This window comes from Sphingomonas sp. R86520, assembly GCF_042466285.1.
Taxonomy (GTDB): domain Bacteria; phylum Pseudomonadota; class Alphaproteobacteria; order Sphingomonadales; family Sphingomonadaceae; genus Sphingomonas.
The window spans coordinates 1,904,047-1,924,830 of sequence record NZ_JAXHBZ010000001.1 but is presented as its reverse complement, the minus strand read 5'-3'; the positions used below and the strand labels follow the sequence as shown (position 1 = coordinate 1,924,830).

General features: G+C 66.0%; 21 protein-coding genes and 2 pseudogenes. 7 read left to right on the top strand and 16 right to left on the bottom strand.

What is annotated here, in order from left to right; all coding sequences use genetic code 11:
- Positions 1-238: 238 nt before the first annotated feature.
- On the bottom strand, positions 239-1,750 hold the full coding sequence (locus SJY41_RS08750; protein WP_380780875.1) for a CoA-acylating methylmalonate-semialdehyde dehydrogenase: 1,512 nt from the start codon (positions 1,748-1,750) through the stop codon (positions 239-241).
- A gap of 97 nt (positions 1,751-1,847) precedes the next feature.
- Here SJY41_RS08750 and SJY41_RS08745 point away from each other — a divergent pair, with 97 nt between their 5' ends.
- Together SJY41_RS08745 and SJY41_RS08740 are read left to right on the top strand one after the other, a co-directional pair.
- Positions 1,848-2,729 carry a LysR family transcriptional regulator gene (locus SJY41_RS08745; RefSeq protein WP_380780873.1) on the top strand — a complete coding sequence of 294 codons (882 nt, stop codon included), beginning with the start codon at positions 1,848-1,850 and terminating at the stop codon, positions 2,727-2,729.
- A 30-nt stretch (positions 2,730-2,759) separates the two neighbouring features.
- Complete coding sequence (locus SJY41_RS08740) at positions 2,760-4,385, top strand: GMC family oxidoreductase (protein WP_380780871.1); 1,626 nt, start codon at positions 2,760-2,762, stop codon at positions 4,383-4,385.
- Here SJY41_RS08740 and SJY41_RS08735 read toward each other — a convergent pair.
- From SJY41_RS08735 to SJY41_RS08710, 6 genes are all read right to left on the bottom strand, one after another.
- Positions 4,382-5,140 (bottom strand): 2-oxo acid dehydrogenase subunit E2, encoded by a 759-nt coding sequence (locus tag SJY41_RS08735; protein ID WP_380780869.1) that lies wholly within the window; start codon positions 5,138-5,140, stop codon positions 4,382-4,384. The genes SJY41_RS08740 and SJY41_RS08735 overlap by 4 nt on opposite strands.
- Positions 5,141-5,246: 106 nt before the next feature.
- Positions 5,247-6,308: a CaiB/BaiF CoA transferase family protein gene (locus tag SJY41_RS08730; protein WP_380780867.1), complete on the bottom strand. Its 1,062-nt coding sequence runs from the start codon at positions 6,306-6,308 to the stop codon at positions 5,247-5,249.
- Positions 6,305-7,459 carry an acetyl-CoA C-acetyltransferase gene (locus SJY41_RS08725; protein WP_380780864.1) on the bottom strand — a complete coding sequence of 385 codons (1,155 nt, stop codon included), beginning with the start codon at positions 7,457-7,459 and terminating at the stop codon, positions 6,305-6,307. The genes SJY41_RS08730 and SJY41_RS08725 overlap by 4 nt, the downstream gene beginning before the upstream one ends.
- Positions 7,459-8,259: an enoyl-CoA hydratase/isomerase family protein gene (locus SJY41_RS08720; protein ID WP_380780862.1), complete on the bottom strand. Its 801-nt coding sequence runs from the start codon at positions 8,257-8,259 to the stop codon at positions 7,459-7,461. Before SJY41_RS08720 ends, SJY41_RS08725 begins: the two co-directional genes overlap by 1 nt.
- A 115-nt stretch (positions 8,260-8,374) precedes the next feature.
- Complete coding sequence (locus tag SJY41_RS08715; RefSeq protein ID WP_380780860.1) at positions 8,375-9,565, bottom strand: acetyl-CoA C-acyltransferase; 1,191 nt, start codon at positions 9,563-9,565, stop codon at positions 8,375-8,377.
- Positions 9,566-9,584: 19 nt separating this feature from the next.
- A complete protein-coding gene (locus SJY41_RS08710; protein ID WP_380784090.1) occupies positions 9,585-10,709 on the bottom strand; it encodes an acyl-CoA dehydrogenase family protein in 1,125 nt (374 codons plus the stop codon).
- A gap of 76 nt (positions 10,710-10,785) precedes the next feature.
- Between SJY41_RS08710 and SJY41_RS08705 the strand changes: the two genes are divergently transcribed.
- A complete protein-coding gene (locus SJY41_RS08705) occupies positions 10,786-11,427 on the top strand; it encodes a TetR/AcrR family transcriptional regulator (protein WP_380780858.1) in 642 nt (213 codons plus the stop codon).
- A 60-nt stretch (positions 11,428-11,487) separates the two neighbouring features.
- Here the strand turns inward: SJY41_RS08705 and SJY41_RS08700 are convergent, their stop codons facing one another.
- The 7 genes from SJY41_RS08700 to SJY41_RS08670 all read right to left on the bottom strand — a co-directional run bounded on the left by SJY41_RS08700 (position 11,488) and on the right by SJY41_RS08670 (position 17,223).
- Positions 11,488-11,886 carry a hypothetical protein gene (locus SJY41_RS08700; protein ID WP_380780856.1) on the bottom strand — a complete coding sequence of 133 codons (399 nt, stop codon included), beginning with the start codon at positions 11,884-11,886 and terminating at the stop codon, positions 11,488-11,490.
- Between the two features lie 82 nt (positions 11,887-11,968).
- Positions 11,969-12,580 carry a hypothetical protein gene (locus tag SJY41_RS08695; protein WP_380780855.1) on the bottom strand — a complete coding sequence of 204 codons (612 nt, stop codon included), beginning with the start codon at positions 12,578-12,580 and terminating at the stop codon, positions 11,969-11,971.
- A gap of 175 nt (positions 12,581-12,755) precedes the next feature.
- Positions 12,756-14,321: a TonB-dependent receptor plug domain-containing protein gene (locus SJY41_RS08690; RefSeq protein WP_380780853.1), complete on the bottom strand. Its 1,566-nt coding sequence runs from the start codon at positions 14,319-14,321 to the stop codon at positions 12,756-12,758.
- Between the two features lie 18 nt (positions 14,322-14,339).
- Positions 14,340-14,687: a hypothetical protein gene (locus SJY41_RS08685; RefSeq protein WP_380780852.1), complete on the bottom strand. Its 348-nt coding sequence runs from the start codon at positions 14,685-14,687 to the stop codon at positions 14,340-14,342.
- Positions 14,688-14,888: 201 nt separating this feature from the next.
- Positions 14,889-15,422 (bottom strand): DUF3313 family protein, encoded by a 534-nt coding sequence (locus tag SJY41_RS08680; protein ID WP_380784089.1) that lies wholly within the window; start codon positions 15,420-15,422, stop codon positions 14,889-14,891.
- Between the two features lie 29 nt (positions 15,423-15,451).
- A complete protein-coding gene (locus SJY41_RS08675; RefSeq protein ID WP_380780850.1) occupies positions 15,452-15,661 on the bottom strand; it encodes a DUF3313 family protein in 210 nt (69 codons plus the stop codon).
- A 338-nt stretch (positions 15,662-15,999) separates the two neighbouring features.
- Positions 16,000-17,223, bottom strand: a complete 1,224-nt coding sequence (locus tag SJY41_RS08670) for an NAD(P)/FAD-dependent oxidoreductase (RefSeq protein WP_380784088.1) — start codon at positions 17,221-17,223, stop codon at positions 16,000-16,002.
- Between the two features lie 355 nt (positions 17,224-17,578).
- Between SJY41_RS08670 and SJY41_RS08665 the strand changes: the two genes are divergently transcribed.
- The 4 genes and pseudogenes from SJY41_RS08665 to SJY41_RS08650 form a co-directional block, all read left to right on the top strand.
- Entirely contained in the window at positions 17,579-17,764 is a 186-nt protein-coding gene (locus tag SJY41_RS08665) for a hypothetical protein (protein WP_380780847.1), read from the top strand.
- 258 nt (positions 17,765-18,022) lie between these two features.
- Positions 18,023-18,555: pseudogene (locus SJY41_RS08660) on the top strand (OB-fold nucleic acid binding domain-containing protein); the annotation flags it as partial.
- 44 nt (positions 18,556-18,599) lie between these two features.
- Positions 18,600-18,842, top strand: a complete 243-nt coding sequence (locus tag SJY41_RS08655) for a hypothetical protein (RefSeq protein WP_380780846.1) — start codon at positions 18,600-18,602, stop codon at positions 18,840-18,842.
- 393 nt (positions 18,843-19,235) lie between these two features.
- Positions 19,236-19,582 (top strand): annotated as a pseudogene (locus tag SJY41_RS08650) (IS5/IS1182 family transposase); the annotation flags it as partial.
- A 6-nt stretch (positions 19,583-19,588) separates the two neighbouring features.
- On the opposite strand, the gene SJY41_RS08645 reads toward SJY41_RS08650, so the two are convergent.
- Positions 19,589-20,035: a hypothetical protein gene (locus SJY41_RS08645; RefSeq protein WP_380780844.1), complete on the bottom strand. Its 447-nt coding sequence runs from the start codon at positions 20,033-20,035 to the stop codon at positions 19,589-19,591.
- Positions 20,036-20,241: 206 nt separating this feature from the next.
- Positions 20,242-20,733, bottom strand: a complete 492-nt coding sequence (locus SJY41_RS08640) for a Gfo/Idh/MocA family protein (RefSeq protein WP_380780842.1) — start codon at positions 20,731-20,733, stop codon at positions 20,242-20,244.
- Positions 20,734-20,784 lie beyond the last annotated feature (51 nt).

Here is a 20,784-nt window from a genome sequence, read left to right as displayed (position 1 = left end):
TTCCCGATTGTAGAGGGGGCGGGGGTCCGAGCGTCAACCCTCCCGGCATCGTGCCGACGATGAGATTGGGGGACGCGTGGCGGCGGGAGAAGTTCGGCGGCTATCTCCCGCCTACCTGTTCTCCCGCAAAGGCGGGAGCCGGGTCTGCGTCCCCGCCTTTGCGGGGAAACAGTTTTAGGCTGCGATCGCCCAGCTCGGCCTCCGCGGGGGTGGTGCAGGACGAATGCGCTGCCGCCCCTTACCCCATCGTCGGAATGACGAAGCTCTGATCCACCACCGATCCCGCGGTGACGTCCGCCGCCGGCCAGCGCTGCGTCACCTTCTTCGTGCGCGTGTAGAAGCGGATCCCGTCCATGCCGTACTGGTCGAGGTCGCCGAAGCCCGAACGCTTCCACCCGCCGAAGCTGTGATACGCGACCGGCACCGGGATCGGCACGTTGATGCCGACCATGCCGATCTCGACGCTGCTGGCGAACTTGCGCGCGAAGTCGCCGTTGCGCGTGAAAATCGCGACGCCGTTGCCGTATTGATGGTTGGTCGGATACGACACCGCCTCCTCGAACGTCCTGGCGCGCATGATCTGGAGCACCGGCCCGAAAATCTCCTCCTGATAGCTCTGCATCTCGGGCGTCACGCGATCGAGCAACGTCGGCCCCATGAAATAGCCGTTCTCGTAGCCCTGCAACGTCAGCCCGCGCCCGTCGACAACCAGCTCCGCGCCTTCGTCGATCGCCATCTGGATATAGGCCTCGACCCGCGCCTTGTGCGCCGCACCGATCACCGGCCCGTAATGCGCGTCAGGATCGGTTGGCACGCCGACGCGCAGATCGGCGATCGCCGCGATCAGTTTCCCGCGCAGCCGTTCTGCGGTTTCCTCGCCGACCGGCACCACCACCGGCAGCGCCATGCAGCGCTCGCCTGCCGAGCCGTACGCAGCGCCGATGATGTCGGCGACCGCCTGGTCCATGTCGGCGTCCGGCAGGATGATGCCGTGGTTCTTCGCGCCGCCCATGCACTGCACGCGCTTGCCGTTCGCGGCACCGCGGCCGTAGACATATTGCGCGATGTCGGACGATCCGACGAAGCTGATCGCCTTGATGTCGGCATGGTCGAGGATCGCGTCGACCATCTCCTTGTCGCCGTGGACGACGTTCAGGATACCCTTGGGCAGGCCCGCCTCGATCGCCAGTTCGGCGAGCCGCACCGGCACCGATGGATCGCGCTCGGACGGCTTGATGATGAACGCATTGCCGCAGGCGATCGCGGGCGCGCACATCCAGAGCGGGATCATCGCCGGGAAGTTGAACGGCGTGATGCCGGCGGCGATGCCGATCGGCTGGCGCATCGAATAGACGTCGATGCCGGGGCCGGCGCCTTCGGTGTATTCGCCCTTGAGCAGATGCGGGATGCCGCAGACGAACTCGACCACTTCGAGCCCGCGCTGGATGTCGCCCTTCGAATCGGCGATCACCTTGCCGTGTTCGCGCGACAAAAGTTCGGCGAGTTCGTCCATGTGCGTCTCGATCAGTTCCTTGAACCGGAACATCACGCGGGCGCGGCGCTGCGGGTTGGTCGCGGCCCAGGCCGGTTGTGCCGCCTTCGCATTCGCGACCGCCTCGTCGAGCAGCGCGGCATCGCCCAGCGCGACCTTCGCCTGCACTTCGCCGAGCGCGGGATCGTAGACGTCGCCGAGCCGGGTGGGCGTCGCGGTCGAAGCCGTGCCGTCGATGAAGTGGTGGATCGTGCGCATCGGGGATTCCTCATCCTTTGTTTATGAGGATGGGATAGCATCTGCGATTTTGCGCAGATATACGGGTAGGATGCGAAGTCGTTGTGCGTTTTTGTAGGTGCTGGACTGGGATGATCTGCGCATCTTCCTCGCCGTCGCGCGTAGCGGCAGCTTCGTCGCAAGCGGCCGCGCGCTCGGACTGAACCACACCACGCTCGCGCGTCGCCTGACCGCGCTCGAAAGCTCGATCGGCACGCGGCTGTTCGATCGCTCCCCGCGCGGCGTCCAGCCGACCAAGGCGGGGCTCGACCTGATCGAGCATGCCGAGCGGATCGAGGACGAGGTGCTGGCCGCGGGTCGCCGTATTGAGGGGCAGGACGGTGCGGTCTCCGGCGTCGTGCGGCTGTCGACGCCGGAAGCGTTCGGCACATATTTCATCGCCCCGCGCGCGCATTTGCTCAACGCGGCACATCCGCAGGTCGAACTCGAACTCGCGCCCGAATCGCGTACCGTGAACCTGTCGAAGCGCGAGGCGGACATCGCGATCAGCCTGCACCGGCCCGACCAGGGACGGTTGCAGGCGGCGCGCCTCGTCGATTACCGGATCGGCCTGTACGCGTCCGAAGACCTGCTCGCACGCGTCGGACCGCTCGAGACACTGGCGGCGCTGCGCTCGCAGCCGTTCATCTCGTATATCGAGGAGATGATCGACCTGCCCGAACTGCGAAACCTCGATCGCTCGCTGGCCAAGCGGTGCGTGTTCCGCTCCAGTTCGGTGGCGGCGCAGATGGAGGCGGTCGCGTCGGGGCTCGGTTTCGGCTTGCTCCACTGTTTCGCGGTCGGCCCGCACATGCGGCTGGTGCGGGTGCTGCCCGACGCGGTCGAAGTCGTCCGGAGCTACTGGATGGTGCTCCACGCCGATCTCGCGCGCGTGCCCCGCATTCGCGCGGTCGCCGATTTCGTCGCGGAGCGCGTCCGCGCGGAAGCGGGAAGTTTCTGATACGGGCCGATAAAAGAGGAGAGGGGCGGGATGACGGAGTTCGGCACGTACGACTATGTGATCGTCGGCGCGGGGTCGGCCGGCTGCCTGCTCGCCAACCGTTTGTCCGCCGACCCGGCGAACCGCGTGCTGCTGCTCGAAGCCGGCGGCAAGGACGACTGGATCTGGTTTCACGTCCCCGCGGGCTATCTGTTCGCGATCGGCAATCCCCGTGCCGACTGGATGTTCGAGACGGTGGCCGAAGCGGGCCTTGGCGGGCGCAGTCTCGCCTATCCGCGCGGCAAGGTGATCGGCGGGTCGTCGTCGATCAACGCGATGATCTACATGCGCGGCCAGGCGGCGGATTACGACGGATGGCGCGACCGGGGCCTAGCCGGCTGGGGATGGGATGACGTGCTGCCGTATTTCCTGCGGCATGAGGATCATATCGCAGCGGACGGCGTGCACCACCGCGCGGGTGGCGAATGGCGGGTCGAGCATCCGCGGGTCCGCTGGGACATCCTCGACGCGATCCGCGCGGCGGGCGCCGAAGCCGGCATCGCGCCGATCGACGACTTCAACCGCGGCGACAATGCGGGCTCGTCCTATTTCCAGATCAACCAACGCGCCGGACGGCGGGTCAGCGCGGCGGGCGCGTTCCTGAAGCCCGCGTTGAAACGGCCGAACCTGCGGCTCGAAACCGGCGTCGAGGTAGAGCGGATCGTGCTGGACGGTGGGCGGGCGACCGGTATCGTCTTTCGACGCGGCAACGATCGGTGGACGGTGCCGGCAGCCCGCGAGATCATCCTGTCGGCCGGCGCGATCGGCACGCCGAAAATCCTCCAACTCTCGGGGATCGGCGACCCTGCGGCAGTGGCGGCGGCCGGTGTGCCGGTGTTGCATCCGCTGCCCGGCGTCGGCGGCAATCTCCAGGATCATCTTCAGATCCGCCCGGTCTATCAGGTGAGCGGGGTCCGCACGCTCAACACCGATTATGCCAACCTGTTCAGGCGGGCGGTCATGGGGCTCGATTACGTCGTTCGCAAACGCGGGCCGCTAACGATGGCGCCGTCGCAACTCGGCATGTTCGCGAAATCGTCCGACGACTATGCGACGGCCAATCTGCAATTTCATTTCCAGCCGCTGTCGCTCGACAAATGGGGTGACGGAATGCACCGGTTCGGCGCGTTCACCGCCAGCGTCTGCAACCTGCGGCCGAGCAGTCGCGGCAGCGTGCGGCTCGCAAGCCCCGATCCGCACGCGCCGCCGCGGATCGCGCCCGGCTATCTGTCGACCGACGAGGACCGCCGGGTCGCGGTCGATTCGCTCAGGCTGACGCGGCGGATCGTCGGGCAGGCGCCGCTCGCACGGTTCCGTCCGGTCGAGTTTCGGCCGGGTGCCGACGTGCAGACCGATGCCGCGTTGCTGGCTGCCGCGGCGGCGCTCGGGACGACGATCTTCCACCCGGTCGGCACCGCGGCGATGGGCCCCGACAGCGATCCCCAGGCGGTGCTCGACGCGCGGTTGCGGGTGCGCGGGATCGCCGGATTGCGCGTCGTCGACGCCTCGGCGATGCCGCGGATCGTATCGGGCAACACCAATTCGCCGACGATCATGCTTGCGGAAAAGGGCGCTGCGATGATCCTCGACGACGCCCTCTCAGCGCGCCGGGATTAGGCCGGGACGAGGTCGCCGGCCAGCAGCGCCGCGCCGATCGCGCGCACGAACCGCGCCGCGTCCGCGCCGTTGATCACGCGGTGATCATAGCTCAGCGACAGCGGCAGCATCTTGCACCATTTGATGGCACCATCGCCGTCCGGATACGGCCGCAGTTGGATCGCGGTGGCGCCGAGGATTGCGATTTCGGGCACGTTGATCAGCGGCGTGAACGCGGTCCCGCCGATATGCCCGAGCGACGAAACGGTCATCGATCCACCCGCCATGTCGGCCATCGACAGGCCCTTCGCCTTCGCCTTGTCCGCCAGTTGCACGAGCTCGGCGGCAAGATCGGCGATCGGCCGTGTCGCCGCATCGCGCAATACCGGCACGACGAGGCCCTTGGGCGTATCGACCGCCACGCCGATGTTGACGTATTTCTTGAGCACCAGCGACTTGCCGTCCGAACTGAGCGACGCGTTGAACGTCGGGAACTGCGCGAGGGTTTGGGCAAGCGCGCGAACGAGCAGGATGACCGGGGTCAGCTTCGCCTCCGGACGCGCGTCGTTCCAGGCCTTTCGATCCGCCTCAAGCTGCGTCACGTCGACCTCGTCGTGATGCGTCACATGCGGGACCGCGACCCAGTTGCGGCCGAGATGCGCGCCGGTCAGTTTCTGGATGCGCGACAGTGCCACCGTCTCGGTCTCGCCAAATTCGCTGAAATCATAGTCGGGAAAGGGGGCGAGCCCGGAAAGATGCGTGAGCATGTCGGTCATGGATGCGCGTTCCTGTGCAATGGCGTTGCGCCAGCCTACCAAGGAATCGTGCATCGTGACCGGGTGTGACCGGGCGTCGCCAAGCTAGCGCCGGGGCGATGCCGGGTTAGCCGATACCCCAGTCCGCGAGCCGCGATGCGCCTTCGGTGGTCGGCGCAACCCGCCCGGGCGTACGAGACAGCCGCGGGGCGGGGGCGGCGTGCCAGAAGCCGTCCACCATCTCGCCACGGTCCCCCATGTGCACATGCGCGGGAACCTCGTCGAGGTCGAGCACCGGCGCGAAGCAGGTGTCGGTCCCCTCCAGCAGCGCGCACCATTCGTCGCGGGACCTGGTCACGAATACCGAAGCGAAGAGGCGAGCGGTTTCCGGCCAGCGCGCCGCATCCATCTGACTGGCGGCCAGTGCGGGAGGGAGCCCCAGCCGGTCGAGCAGTTCGGCATAGAATTTCGGCTCGATCGCGCCGACCGAGACGTAGCGGCCGTCGGCGCAGGTGTAGCAGTGGTAGAAAGGCGCCGCGCCGCCGAGCATGTTGCGGTCGCGGTCCATCGATACGTGGCCGGCGGGAACCAGCCCCGCGAACATCGCCATCATCGAGTTGACACCGTCGACGATCGCCGCGTCGACCACCTGCCCGCGTCCAGACCGCGCGCGTTCGAGCAGCGCGGCGAGAATCCCCGTCACCAGAAACATCGATCCGCCGCCGAAATCGCCGATGAGGTTGAGGGGAGGCGGGGGCGGGGCGCTGGGAGGACCGATCGCCGCCAGGGCGCCGCTGACGGCGATATAGTTGAGATCGTGGCCGGCAACCTGCGCCAGCGGCCCGGTCTGCCCCCAGCCGGTCATCCGTCCGTAGACGAGCCGCGGATTGCGTTCGAGCATCGTGGTCGGCCCGAGCCCGAGTCGCTCCATGACGCCCGGCCGCAACCCCTCGATCACGACATCCGCGCGGTCGGTGATCGCCAGCGCCCGGTCGCGGCCTTCCGGCGTACGAATGTCGAGCGGCAACAGCGCACGACCGCGGTCCATCACCGGGTTCGGCCAGCCATTGCCCCCGACGCGCTCGATCCGCAGCACCTCGGCGCCGAGATCGGAGAGCAGCATCGCCGCATGCGGGCCAGGCCCGATGCTGGCGAACTCGACGACGCGCAGGCCGGCGAGCGCGGTCACCGGTTCAGCATCTCGACGATCGTCACGTTCGCCATCCCGCCGCCCTCGCACATCGTCTGCAAGCCGTAGCGCCCGCCGCGCGCCTTCAGCGCATGGACCAGGGTCGCCATCAGCTTCGTACCGCTGGCGCCCAGCGGATGGCCGAGCGCGATCGCGCCGCCGTTGACGTTGAGCCGCGCCGGATCGACTCCGGTTGCCTTCAGCCACGCCATCGGGATCGCGGCGAAGGCTTCGTTGACCTCGAACAAGTCGATGTCGTCGATCGACAGCCCGGCGCGCTTGAGCGCCTTAGCGGTGGCCGGGATCGGCTCCTCAAGCATAATGACCGGATCGCCGGCGGACACGGTCAGTGAATGGATCCGCGCGAGCGGCGTCAGGCCGTAGGTCTTGAGCGCGGCTTCGCTGACGATCAGCGTGGCGGAAGCGCCGTCGGTGATCTGGCTGGCGTTGGCGGCGGTGATCGTGCCGCCCTCGGCGATCGTCTTGACGCTGCCGATGCCTTCCAGAGACGCGTCCGCGCGGATGCCTTCGTCGTGCGCATGCGTGCCGACGGGGACGATCTCGTCGGCGAATGCGCCACGTGCCGTCGCAGCAGCAGCGCGCTGGTGGCTCTGCAAGGCGTAGGCATCCATCGCCTCGCGGGTGAGGCCGTATTTGTCGGCGACCATCTGCGCGCCGGTGAACTGGCTGAACTCGGCGACCGCGTAGCGGTCGAGGATCGCCTTGCTCCACGGGCCTTCGCCGATCCCGGCATCTGCATGAAGGCGAAAGTTCGAGCCCATCGGCACGCGCGTCATGCTCTCGGCACCGGCGGCGATCACGACGTCCTGCGTGCCCGACATGATCGCCTGCGCGGCAAAGTGCAGCGCCTGCTGCGACGACCCGCATTGGCGATCGATCGTCACCGCGGGGATGCTGTCGGGCAGCGACGAGGCCAACACCATGTTGCGCCCGAACGCGAACGCCTGCTCGCCCGCCTGGCTGACGCAACCTACGATCACGTCCTCGATGACCGCCGGATCGATCCCGCTCCGCGCTACCAGCGCATCAAGCACGATCGCGCCGAGATCGGCTGCGTGGACGCTTGCCAGCGCGCCCTTGCGACGGCCGCCGGGGGTACGCAACGCGTCGACGATATAGGCATGGGCCATCAGACTGCTCCTGGGGAATCGGATCCGGGAAAATCGGGCTTGCGCTTGCCGAGATAGGCGGCGATCCCCTCGCGCCCTTCGGGTTTGCGCGCCTGCCCGGCAATGCTGCGTGCTTCGGCGTCGAGATGCGTTTCGAACGGCGTGACCTGTGCGTCGAGCAGTAGCCGGCGGGTCGCGCCGATCGCCGACGTCGCCGACGCGGCCAGTTCGTGCGCGAGCGTCAACGCCTCGGTCGCCAGTGCACCCTCGCCAGTCACGCGCGTGACCATGCCGATCGCCGCAGCCTCGTCGGCCTTGACGCGCGTATTGCGCAGGCAGAGTTCCTGCGCGCGGCGCAACCCGATCATCCGCGGCAACAGCCAGCTCGTACCGCCGTCAGGCGACATGCCGATCGCGGTATAGGCGAGCGTGAAATGCGCTGACGGGTCGGCGAGCGCGATATCGCCGAGCAACGCTAAGCCGATGCCTGCACCCGCAGCCGGTCCGTTGATCGCGGTGACCAGCGGCTTGTCCATCCGCGCAAGCCGCGCAACGGCGGCATGGAGATAGGCGGTAATCTCCTTCAGCAATGCCGGCAAGCGTTCGCCCGCGTCGCCGAACGACGCAATATCGCCGCCCGCACAGAAGAACCGTCCGTTGCCGGTAAGCAGGACGCAGCGCACGCCCGGATCCTCGTCGCAGGCGATCGCCGCCTCCATCAGCGCGCGCGCCATCGGGATGTCGATCGCGTTGGCGGATTCCGGGCGATCGAGCGTCAGAGTCACGACCGCGCCGTCGCGGTCGACCCGGAGCCCGGTCATCGTGCTACCATTCCGGTCGCCCCGTTCTCCTGCGGACGCAGGAGCCCAAGATTATGAGGGTCGTCTACCGTAACCCTGGATTCCTGCGTGCGCAGGAAAACGGAAGGGGCGTTGGTCATGCTTGGATCAGTTCGACCGCGACCGCCGTCGCCTCGCCGCCGCCGATGCAGAGCGCCGCCACGCCCTTGTTCAGTCCACGCAGTTTCAGCGCGGCGACCAGCGTGGCGATGATCCGCGCACCGCTCGCGCCGATCGGATGACCGAGCGCGGTCGCGCCACCGTTGACGTTCAGCTTGTCGCGCGGGATGCCGAGTTCGCGCATCGCGATCATCGCAACCGTCGCGAACGCCTCGTTCACCTCGAACAGGTCGACGTCCTCGACGCTCCAGCCCGCGCGATCGAGTACTTTGCGGATCGCCGAGACGGGCGCGGTCGTGAACAGCGCCGGGGCATGTGCGTGCGCCGCGGTAGCGACGATCCGCGCCTCCTGCGATAGCCCGAACTTCTCCGCGACGCTCGCCCGCGTCAGCACCAGCGCCGCCGCGCCATCGGAGATCGACGCCGAGGTGGCGGCCGTGATCGTGCCGTCCTTGGCGAAAGCGGGACGCAGGCCCGGGATCTTCTCGGGCTTGGCCTTGCCCGGCTGCTCGTCCTCGCTGACGATCACGTCGCCACTGCGCGTCTTGACCGTGACCGGCACGACCTCGTCCGTGAAGCCGCCGCCGGTGACCGCGGCGCTGGCGCGCGTCAGGCTCTCGATCGCGAACGCGTCCTGGTCCTCGCGCGTGAACTGGTATTCGCCCGCGGTATCCTCGGCGAAGGCGCCCATCGGCTTGCCCTTTTCATAGGCATCCTCGAGCCCGTCCATCATCATCGAATCGGAGACGACGTCATGGCCGATCCGCGCGCCCGAACGGTGCTTGGCGAGCAGGAACGGTGCGTTGGTCATGCTCTCCATGCCGCCCGCGATCACGACGTCGACAGTCCCAGCCATCAGCGCCTCGGTCGCCATGATCGTCGCCTGCATGCCCGAGCCGCACATCTTGTTGACGGTGGTCGCCTCGACCGAATCGGGCAGGCCGGCACCGAGCGCCGCCTGACGCGCAGGCGCCTGGCCGAGCCCGGCGGGCAATACGCAGCCCATGTAGATGCGATCGATGATCGCCGGATCGACCTTAGCGCGCTCGACCGCGGCGCGCACCGCGGTGGCGCCGAGCTCGACCGCTGTGACGCCGGACAACGCCCCCTGGAAGCCACCCATCGGCGTGCGGGCATAGCTGGAGATGATGACGGGATCGGTGGACATGGTTCTTCCTTCGTGAAGTCTAGAGCGCGCGGGCGATGACCATCCGCTGGATATCGGACGTACCCTCGTAAATCTGGCAGACGCGGACATCGCGGTAGATCTTCGCAAGCCCGTATTCCTCGAGATAGCCGTACCCGCCCAGCGTCTGGATCGCGCCCGAACAGATCGTCTCGGCCGCTTCGGACGCGAACAGCTTGGCCATCGACGCCTCGGTCAGGCAGGGCTGGCCGGCATCCTTCAGCGCGGCGGCGTGGAGCACCAGCTGACGACTTGCCTCCAGCTTCGACGCGAGATCGGCAAGGCGGAAGCCGACCGCCTGGTGTTCGATGATCGCCTGACCCATCGACTTGCGATCCTTGGCATAGGCGATCGCGATCTCGAGCGCGGCCTGCGCCATGCCGACGCACTGCGCGGCGATACCGATGCGACCGGCCTCGAGGTTCGACAGCGCGAGGCGATAGCCGCCGCCCTCCTCGCCGAACAGCAGCGACTCGTCGAGGAACAGGTCGTCGAACCGGATCGCCGCCGTATCCGACGCGGCCTGGCCGAGCTTGTGCTCGACCTTGTCGACCGAATAGCCGGGGCTGTCGGTCGGCACGAGAAAGCCCGAAATGCCACGCTTGCCCGCCGCCGGATCGGTGACCGCGAATACCATCGTCACACCGGCAATTTTACCGGAAGTAATGAACTGCTTGGCACCATTGAGCCGCCAGCCGCCCTCGACTCGCGTCGCGCGCGTCCGCATCGCCGAAGCGTCGGAGCCGGCATCGGTCTCGGTCAGCGCGAACGCGCCGATCATCCGGCCGCCGATCAGGTCGGGCAGGAATCGCGCACGGTGCGCATCGGTGCCGTATTTCAGGATACCGGACACGAGCAGGCTGTTCTGGATGGAGACCACTGTCGACAGCGCGCCGTCCGCCGCCGCCAGCTCGATCAACGCGAGCGCATAGGACACATAGTCCGCGCCGCCACCGCCAGCGTCTTCGGGTGCGGTCATGCCCATCAGCCCGAGATCGGCCATCTCGACGAACAGCTCGGGCGGAAAGCCCTGGTTCGCCTCGAACGCGACGCTGTGCGGGCGGATACGCTCCTGCGAGAACGAGCGGATCGCGTCCTTGACCGCGGTCTGGGTGTCGGTGAGCATCATAGACGTACGATCCGGTATGGCAGCTACTGGAGAGTAGTTGCGCCCGGTGCTGCCCTTGTGTCAAGATGAGCGCATGCCAGCACGTCCTGCTATCCAGCCTGCGATATCGTCGCCGTTCCAGTCGCCGGAATCGCGCGAGGCGTTGCGCATCGAGAAGCGCGATGCACTTCTTCGTGCGGCGGTCGGAATGTTTAACGAGCGCGGGTTTCATGCCACGTCGCTCGACGACGTGGCGGCAAGCCTCGGGGTCACCAAGCCGGTTATCTATAACTATCTCGGCAACAAGGATCAGGTGCTGTTCGAGTGCGTCCGCATGGGGCTCAGCCAGCTTCGCGGTGCGGCCGAACGCTCGCAGCAGGTCGGTGGCAGCGGCCTCGACCGGTTGAAGGCGTTCCTGCGTTTATACGCCGAGGTGACGATGGACGATTTCGGTCGCTGCGTCATCCGCACGCCCGACGAAGTCCTGTCGCCGGGTGCGCGCACGCAGTTCCGCGCGCTCAAGACCGAAATCGATGCGACGATGCGCGAGATGATCGAAGAGGCGGTCGCCGATGGTTCGGCGGCGGTCAAGGACGTCCGCCTGACCGCGTTCACGCTGGCCGGCGCGCTGAACTGGCCGGCGCGCTGGTTTCGCCCCGAGGGGCCGATGTCGGCGCAACAGGTCGCGCACGACATCGTCGAACTCCTGTGTTCGGGCCTCAGCCCAAACCGATGAGTGTCTGGACGGCGGCCCGGGTCAGGACCGTGCCCGGATCGTCGCCCGACCGTGCCGAACTCAGGAACGGATCGCGGAGAACGTCCCTTCGCGGCCCTTCGCACTGACCGTGCCGTTCATCCGCATACCGTCGAGCTTGCCCGCGAAGACGATGTCGATCGACATGAACATCACCTTTGTCTGATAGGTCCAGCGGACGTTCTGGCCGCGGACCTCGCCCGCCGTCAGGGCGTGGCTCTTGCCGGGCTTCGCCTTGCTTTCGCCGGTCGCGACATCGATGCAGACACCGCCCAGTCTGGGACCACGCTCGTTGAACGCGCAATCGACGACGAAGGCCTTGCCGCTGATGTTGCCGGATACACGCCACTTGCCGCCAGCCTGTGCATTGGCCTGTGCCGCGGTCGGAGCCGACAGGAGCAAGGCGGGGGCCATTACGCCGAGCATGAGCATCGATCGCATAAATATTCCCTCGAAATCAGCGAGGAGACCTTTCCTCGGGTCGAGGCGTAGCGCGGCTCGATGGACCTTTCGTGGAGGGGGATCAGAACGCCGCGTCGATGCCCAGCCGGATCGTGCGCGGACGGACGGGGGTGATCTGATTACCGGCGGCGACTCCGAACGGGTTGCCGAATGCGAAGCTGTTGGCGCTGACGTTGGCGACGTTGTCGACGTCGAGGGCGATGCCGTACCGGTCGATATCCAGTCGTCCGCCCACCGAACCCACCGCATAGCCACCTTGCGAAAGGTCTAGCAGCGGAGCGATGCCAAGCCGCGACTTGCCGACATAGCGGACCGAACCCGTGGCGCTGGCCTCGATGTCGTTACCCACCGTCTTGTGCCAGGCGACCGAGACACGCTCGCCGTTCGAGGCGATGTTGGGAAACGGGTTGGTGCCGAGGCCGCCAAAGCCGGGTGCCGGCTTCGTGACGTCGCTGGCATTGATGAAGGCGGCGGCGGTGATCGTCAGCGCAGGGTGCGGATGCCAGGTCAGGTCGGTGTTGAGGCCATAAATTTGCCCGCGACCGATATTGGCGGTATAGGGCAGCCCGGCGCTGTCGACGAGATCGGCCTGGATGTCGTTCCAGTTGGCGGCGAACACCGCGGCGCGCAGCGAAAAGCGGTCGCGGCCTTCCTTGCCGAGCCTGAACCCCAATTGTTCATCGCGAGATTGTCGGAGGCGAAGCGCTGCGCGGTCCGGGTCGAGCCGGTCGGCGACAGGGTAAGGCCGCTGGCGCGGTAGCCCTGCTGGAAATGGAAGAAGCCGGTGAACGACGGGGTCGGCTGCCACGATAGCGCCAGCGTGGTAGAAAGCCGTTGCGCATTGCGGCTCACGCGGTCGGTACCGAGTCCGGTCTCGTCGACCGGCAATCCGGAACTGTGCGCGAGCGTGAAGCGCCCGCCGATCGTTCCGGTGATGGTTGGAATAACGGCCGCGATACCTGACCGAAGACTGCGGCTTCGAGCCGTTCGTTGAGCACGCCGTTCGTCACCGGCCTGACGTCGGTCGGACCGAACGTGCGTAGCAATGCGCTCAGGCTGTAGATACTCGAAATTCCGGCAACCCAGGGTGCCGCCGCGGTGCCGCCGGTGACCCTCGTTTCATGCGTCGTCAGGAGGATATAATTGCCCTCCCGCGGGCGGGTTCGCGTCGCCGTTCCAACCGCGCCGGTCGCATCGAATATCGAGGTGAGTTGATGGCTGGCAACCGATGTCGTGGTCAGCAGTTCGAGGTCGTCGATCGGACCGGCCGCGGTAAAATGGGTGAGGTAGTAGTCATTGTGGAACGGCTGCGCGAAGCCGTTGTCGCGGGTCAGCGGCGGATCGGTGCGCAGCGTGTATCGGCCGTCGCGATTCTTGCTATTCTGAATGACTAGCCCGGCATCGAAGGTCCAGCCGGAATCAGGCGTGAACCGCACGACGAGGCGCTGGCCGACGCTGAACGTCGAGTTGATATCCCGGCGACCGCGCGCCGGCGAGTCGATATACCCGCCGCCCTGGGTCACGAAGCCGACCAAGCGGACCGCGAGCTTGCCCGGGATGACCGGCACGTTGACCATCGCCGCGAAGTCGCCGCCGAGGCTGCCGTCCTGCGTTGCCGATCCGCCGACCGACACCGATCCCGCCACCGCGTCCGCGTCGGGCGCGTTCGGCATCAGCCGGATTACGCCGCCAAGCGAACTCGCGCCGTAGAGCGTACCCTGCGGCCCGATCAGCACCCCGATCCGTTCGAGGTCGTAGAGATTGAGATTGGGATCAGGCGCGTTGTAGTTGAGGCGGACGTCGCCGAGATACTGCCCGACCGTCGCCTGGCTGGGGCCGTTGAAGCTGCTGTCGGCGATACCGCGGATGAACAGCTTGTTGCGCGCCGGCCCGAGATTGGTCGAGCCCACTGCGGGCAGCATGTCGGTCAGTGCCGCGGAGCCGTCCGCGGCATGCCGCGCGACCCAGCTACGGTCGAGTTCGATCAGCTTTACCGAGCCCGGAAACCGATCGAGCGTAGAACGCTGCTTGCTCGCCATCACGACGATGTTGTCGTGGTCGGGCTCCACAGTCGGCAAAGGTTTCTCGTTCGGCGTCCTTCGTGGTTTCGGCCGGGCGGAACCGGCCCGCCGGACGATCGCGATCGTCCGTGCGTCGTAGAACACCGCGGTCGCGTTCGTGCCGCGCAGGGCACGCGTGATCGCCGCCCTGATGTCGAAACTGCCGCTGACGCCCGGCGAGCGCAGCGCCGCGACCCCGGGATCGGTCACCGTGATCGTCACCCGACCCTGCACTGCGAGCGTCGATGCGACCCGGCCGATGCTGCTGGCGGGGACGTCGAACCGCTGCGCGGATGCGGCCTGCGCGGTAGCGCCGGTTGCGATCGCGCCGAAGCCCCGACCGAACCCCGCCATCACGCGACCGCGACGCGATTACGGAGTCGCACGACCGCCGGCCGACATCGTCCAGCCGTCAGGCGTACGTCGGATCGTGGCGTCGAGCGCCGGCGTCAGGCGAAGCAACTGGCGGGGATCCCTGCCGTCGAGCGTGATCGCGCCCGAGAACGGTCGCGTCGCAATGCCCGGTTCGACCGTGATTCGGGCGCCCAGCGCACGCGCGAGATCGGCGGCGAGCAGCGCCTGCGTCTGAATATCGTCCATCGTGCTGACGCTCATGATAGCGGTGCAGCGCAGCAGATCCTGGTCTGCCTGCGCTGCACGACGCCCATCGGCGCGGCGCGCGATGGTTGCCGTAACGAACGTAGACAGAACGGGGATCATGGTAGGTCATTATAGCCTTCGGACCTGGCCGATCTTGCAGATGCGGTCGCGATTCCCCGTGGTGCAAGGGGCGAATCGAAGTGTACCGCCGGTTCGATGGAGATATGATGGAGGCCGGCCGGCGGATTGAATCAATGTACGATTTCGGGTCTGGAGAGAGCCGACGCGAAACATCGGAGCGGACTGACCCGCCCCGGCGGATCATTTGCCGCCGCGCTGGCGGCAGTGATCATATTCGCCTTTCTTGAAGATTGGATAGACCGTCGGTCGCCCGCCATCGGCATCGGAAGGATCGGCCGCCGCATCACGCGCGCCACGCCGAGGCTGACGCCCGGGCTGGGGCAGCGATTGCGGATCGTAGATCGCCTCGGGTGCCTCGTCGTTTTCGGCGGCATCCGCGTTCCCGCCTACAAAGGCTTGGCTCGGCGCTTGTCCGTTCAATTCCTTGGCCAGTTCCTCGGCACCCTTGCGGATGCCGGTCTTGGCGGCCGTCAGCGCCCCGAACGTCGCCTTCATGTTGAGGGCAGCCGGGTATTGCTTGACGATGCGCGCGGCAAGCAGCCGGTTGGTCGACGCGTCGTAGATCTCCACGGCATAGAACACCGATCCGGTCAGCGATCCTTCCTTGCTGCGGATCGCCTGGACCATGTTGTAGGGACCGCCCGCGATGTCTATCCTCGAGAAGCTGCCCGCCACTGGCATCGTCGGCTTGGCCCCGGTCAACGTCAGGCGCAGACGCAGCGTGCGCGCCTTGGCGGTTTCGGTCAGTTCGAACGGCGGCGACAGTTTTCGGTGAACTGTTCTTCCATGCAGCGCGCAAGCGCGAGCTTGCCTTGCTCCGGAATTTTGCCGAACTGTGCATCCGGCCCGTAATACGCGACCACCGGCTCGATCAGGATGCGACTATAGTCTTGCCAGTTGATCGGCGTGGCGCAGGTATAGGGAAGCCGATCGGATCCGGCGTCGGCGCGCATTGCGGCGCGGAAGCGATCCCGGAATAGGCGAGCGGCTTGGTGCCCGCACAACCGGACAGCAACAGGCAGGTCACGGTGAACCCCATCAGGCACGGCGCCATGACGCTTTGCGACGGGCGCAGCCGCGCGGCGAAAAAGCCGAACGGCTTCTCCAGGCCACCTGCCAGCGGGGACACGATCGGTGCGAATATGTTCGTCATGGGGGCTCTCCGCAGACGAGGGTGCCGAGCAGCTCGGCGTCCGACGGAGAGATGGTCGAGTGCGATGAACGGATAGGGCAGGTTCAATGGAGATATGGTGAAGGGGTGGGCAAGCGCGAGATCTTGTCCCCGGCTTGGTCAGCCAACCATGTCCTTGAGCGCCATGTTGGTATCCGCCAGCATCTCCGGCGCGATCACCGCCGCGCTTTCAACCAGTTTGCGCCCCTGGACGTAATCCTTGACCGTACCGACACAGTCGAGCGCGATCACATGGCCGGCACGCAGGTACACCACGGAGAATTTGCGTGTCGCCGGATCGCCGCGCAACACCGTCGCGTCGTAGCCGATCGACAGGCCGACGGTCTGAAGCTTCAGGTCATACTGGTTCGACCAGAACCACGGGATCGCATCATAGTCGGCGATCTGGCCGACTATGTCCTTTGCAACCACGGTCGCCTGATCGTTAGCGTTCTGCACCGATTCGACACGGATCGCGGCACCGTTGGCGTAGCGGTTGGCGTGGAGCGCACAGTCGCCGATCGCATAGATGTCGGGCAGGCTGGTGCGGCATGCCGTATCGATCGCGACGCCGTTGCCGCCATTTGCACCGGCTTCGATCAATGGCGCGACTTCGGGGATGATGCCGATGCCGACAATGACCATGTCCGCATCGATCACCGCGCCGTCCGCCAATCGCACGCCGGTCACGCGGTCGTCGCCGAGGATGCAGTCGACCACCTGTCCCAGCCGGATGTCGACACTGTGCGCGCGGTGCTCAGCCTCGAAGAACCGGGACAGGTCCTCGCCGGCCACGCGCGCAAGCACTCGGTCGAGCGCTTCGAGCAGCACCACCGACTTGCCGAACTTGGTCAGCGCGGCAGCCGCTTCGAGCCCGATATAGCCGCCGCCGATCACGACTGCCGTTCGCACGTTCGGCAACTCGTCGATCATCCGGTCGGCATCGGCCCGGTCGCGGACGGTATGCACGCCCTTCAGATGGTGTCCGGCACAGCTCAGCCTGCGCGGCGTTCCGCCGGTTCCCCATATCAGCCGACCGTAACCGATCGTCGTGCCGTCCTCGGTCTGGATGCGATGCTCGGCCGGATCGACTGAGACGACGCGTGATCCGCAACGGAAATCGATCCGCTGATCGACCCAGAAACTCTCTGGCCGGATCAGGATCCGCGTGAAGACCTTCTCGCCCGAAAGATATTCCTTCGAGAGGGGAGGGCGTTCGTAAGGGAGCTCACTCTCCTTGCCAACGATCAGGATCGATCCTGAGAACCTGTTCTTGCGCAATGCGATAGCGCAGGCCGCGCCGCCGTGTCCTCCGCCCACGATCACAACATCCGCGGTCAGCATCCGGCCATCCGCTGGACCGGCGTCGGCCGTCCGCGTCTCGCGCTGCGACAGGTCGGTCAATACAATACCTCGCCCTGGTTTATCGGTCCGCGGCATCACCAGTCCGGTCATGCTCCAGCGATCCCGTCTCCCGTCCCACCTAAGACCAAAGCGTACGCATCTCAATCGCACGGAGGCATCGAGTGCGTCCCCGCGCCCGATCGCACCCGATAATCCGCGGCGGCGATGCCCGGGTCGATTTTGCCCTAATCGATCTTGCGAGGTCGCCAGCGGCTCCATCGAAGCGGGTCGACGCGAACCTGTCGCGGTCGGTACCAGCGGCGCGAGCAGCAGCTATTCAGGCAAGGATTGGGGCATGACGTGGCACGCCGATGCCGGCCTCGGTATCAACGTCGCGCCCAAGACAACGCTCGAAATTGGCGGCCGCTATTCGCAGACGAACAAGCTGGCGTTCGAAGGCCAGGATGCAGGTGTCGCGACCAGTTACGAGCCAAAGTTGCGCACCATCTCGGGCATGCTCGGTATCCGCCACATCTTCTGAGCGCCGTCTTCTTTGAGGCGTCGTCTGCGCAGCGCTGAACTCTTGTTCCTTGCCGATGGCGACCAAGCGTCGTCGGCAAGGGGCACACGCGCACCTTCACACAGGCAGTCTAGCAGGACGGATTCCCATGTTGATCACGGCCTTGATCGTGAGCACTGCGGCCCTTTCCGCACCGGCTCCGTCCTCCCCGAAAGCGAACGCGATCGGAACGGTTCCGGTGGTCGCGCTCCGGGATGACCGTTCGCAGTCGGCGCCGCACTGCAACTCTCGCTGCGCGCGCATCCGCTGACCTTCGTCCGTGACGAATTGGCCAGACGGGGCGTTACCAAATGCGCGGACCTGGCGACTATCCGCGACCGACGCCATGTCGAGGTCGCCGGTATCATCCTCGTTCGCCAGAAGCCAGGATCTGCCAAGGGCGTGCTGTTCATTACGGTCGAAGACGAAACCGGAATCGCCGCCGGCATCCTGTGGCCCGATCGGTTCGAGCGCCAGCGCCGAACCGTCATGTCCGCCTCGATGATCGGCATGAAGGGCAGGGTGCAGAAGGAGGGCAAGGTCATCCACGTCATTTGCGACCGGATCATTGACCATGGCGATCTTCTGCACCGCGTCGGCGAGATGTCGTTCCCGCACTGCACCGGCCGTGGTGACGGTGCGAAACATGCTGGCTCCCCCGACCGTGGCGACAGGGCTGGAGCCCGAACCCGCGCAACTCTTACTGGCCGCCCCATGCGGACGGCATGGACCCGGAAGCCGTCGTGAAGTTCAAATCTCACGACTTCCACTAGTGGCCAAACTCGTCCGTCATCGGCGCGTTGTCATCGCGCTATCGATGCATATCGTGCGGGGAGGCGTTGCGCGCTGCTCGGACGCTCGCGTCGATGTCGTCGAGATCCGGTTGGCGCTACGCTGCCTGCTCCCGCACTGCCCGGAACGCTGGCCCCTCGAGCTCTACTGGGATGCCGCCCGGCAGGAGAACGAGATCGGCAGGGCACAGGGTGTGACCGCGGCGTTCTACGGGATCGTCCGCCAGCTGCGGCGCGCCGGCTGTTATGAAGAGGTGACCGAACCGTGAGTATGCCACTACCGCGAGCAGCCACTGCCCACGTTCCCGACGGCACGCGGATCGTCAGCGTCGAGCGCATGTCGCGGGCCTTTACCAAATATCATCTGGATGACGGACGCGCGCTACACCGGTTCAGAATGGAAGAGCCGCATGCGACCCCGCATGATCGCCCCTGGAGTTTCGACACCGAGATCCTCGATGGCGGCTATGTCGAAGAGGTGTTCCACCTGGATCTAGGCGGCAGTTGGCACAACGAACTGGTCCACCGGCTTCCTGCCGAGACCCATCATGTCGATGCCGCGTACATTCGCCGGATCGTCGAGCGGCCGACCGGCGAGTGCTGGAGACTCGTTCGTGCAGGTCCCCACACGCGGAAAACTCTATTCTGGCGGTTCGGAGACAGCCAGCGCCCAGGACCGCGGCGAAGTGGAACGGCTCGCGCGTACCGTACAGGCCGTCACCAACGACACCGTCGAACTCGCCTGGGTCGATTACGGTTATACTGGCTGCCGCCAATGCCGCAGCCAAGCACGGCGTCGCACTCGGGGTCGTTAAACTGCCAGAAGCCAAACGCGGCTTTGTCCTTCTGCCCGAGGCTGGATGTCGGGCGCTCATTCGCGTGGGCGACCCACTTCCGGCGCCTCATCAAAGACTACGAGCGCTATGCTGAAACACTCGCAGAACTTCACGTCGTCGCCTTCGCCTGTCTTCTGAAGAAACAGGCCGTTGCGCTCGCCACAAATCCATAACAGCCCCTAGGTGATTTCAGCCAAGCCAACCCAGCGGCGTTCGGCGCTTGATCGCCGGATGGCTTCCTGCATCCGCTCGACCTGCCAGGCCTGCTTAAAATCGGGCTTGGCTGAGCCGTGCCCCCTGATCGCCTGTACCATCGCGTTCATCGACAGGGCCATAGGATAGGCGGGTGGCACGGGATGGTCTGCGTCGATCTTCACCGCCGGATCGCGCATGAGGTTTTTGCCAAGTTCAATGGGTTTCAAATGGCCAGTGTGAAGTGCAGCCTCGCCATTTCCGTCGAGCCTGCCACCAAATAGCTTGCAGTCCTTGCTGCTCGGAAAGATCGGTGAGGTCGATAGGATTCGGCCAACGGTTCCCCATAGACCGACAGCCCAGCCTTCCGCCTGAGCCGCTGTCCAGCACACCTGAATGGGCATAACCATGCCGGACGCGAACCGCAGCAGCACGTTGGCACAATCATTGTTTGCGGGCTCAGCTTGTCGCCATTGGCAAGCACCCATTCCTTCGGCACCAAACTGTCGTCGGCGACAAGTTCATCGACCGGGCCGGGCCGAGTAGATGGATCAGATAATGCATCAGGTGGCTCGCGTTGTTGCGTATCGAGGACACACCGAGGCCGGCCTGCGAGAACCAGTTGTAGGGAAATCCGGGGTCAGGGCGATTGAACAGCGCCATGTTGAACCGGCAGCTTCCGCCCAACGGCTTGCCAATATAGCCGGCATCGAGCATTTCCCTGCTCTTGGCGAGCGCGGGAATCCACTGCGAAAACGCGTCCACCACTGCGACGGTGCCAGCAGTCTGCCACGCAGACGGTGCCAGCAGTCTGCCACGCGCGATGCATGTCGCGGGCATCGTCGATGTCCTTGGCCATCGGGATGCCATTGTAGACGTGCTTGCCGTTGCGCAGCGCCGCCAGCACCATCGCGTGGCGTAGATCGGGCCGCGTGCCGATGTCGATGATGTCGAGGTCGGGGTCCGCCGCCATCTCCTCGGCATTCCAGAACGCGCGCGGGATATTCAGGCGCGCGCTGGCGGCTTCGGCAGTTTCACGGCGCGAGGTGCAAATGGCGGTGACCTCGACCCCATCGATCGATTCCCATGCGGGCCTGTGGGCGTAGGCCCCAGTTCGCGCTGATGATTCCAACCCTGATCATTGGCCGTTATCTCTCTCGGCGCCCCCCGTGTCCTGGCACGC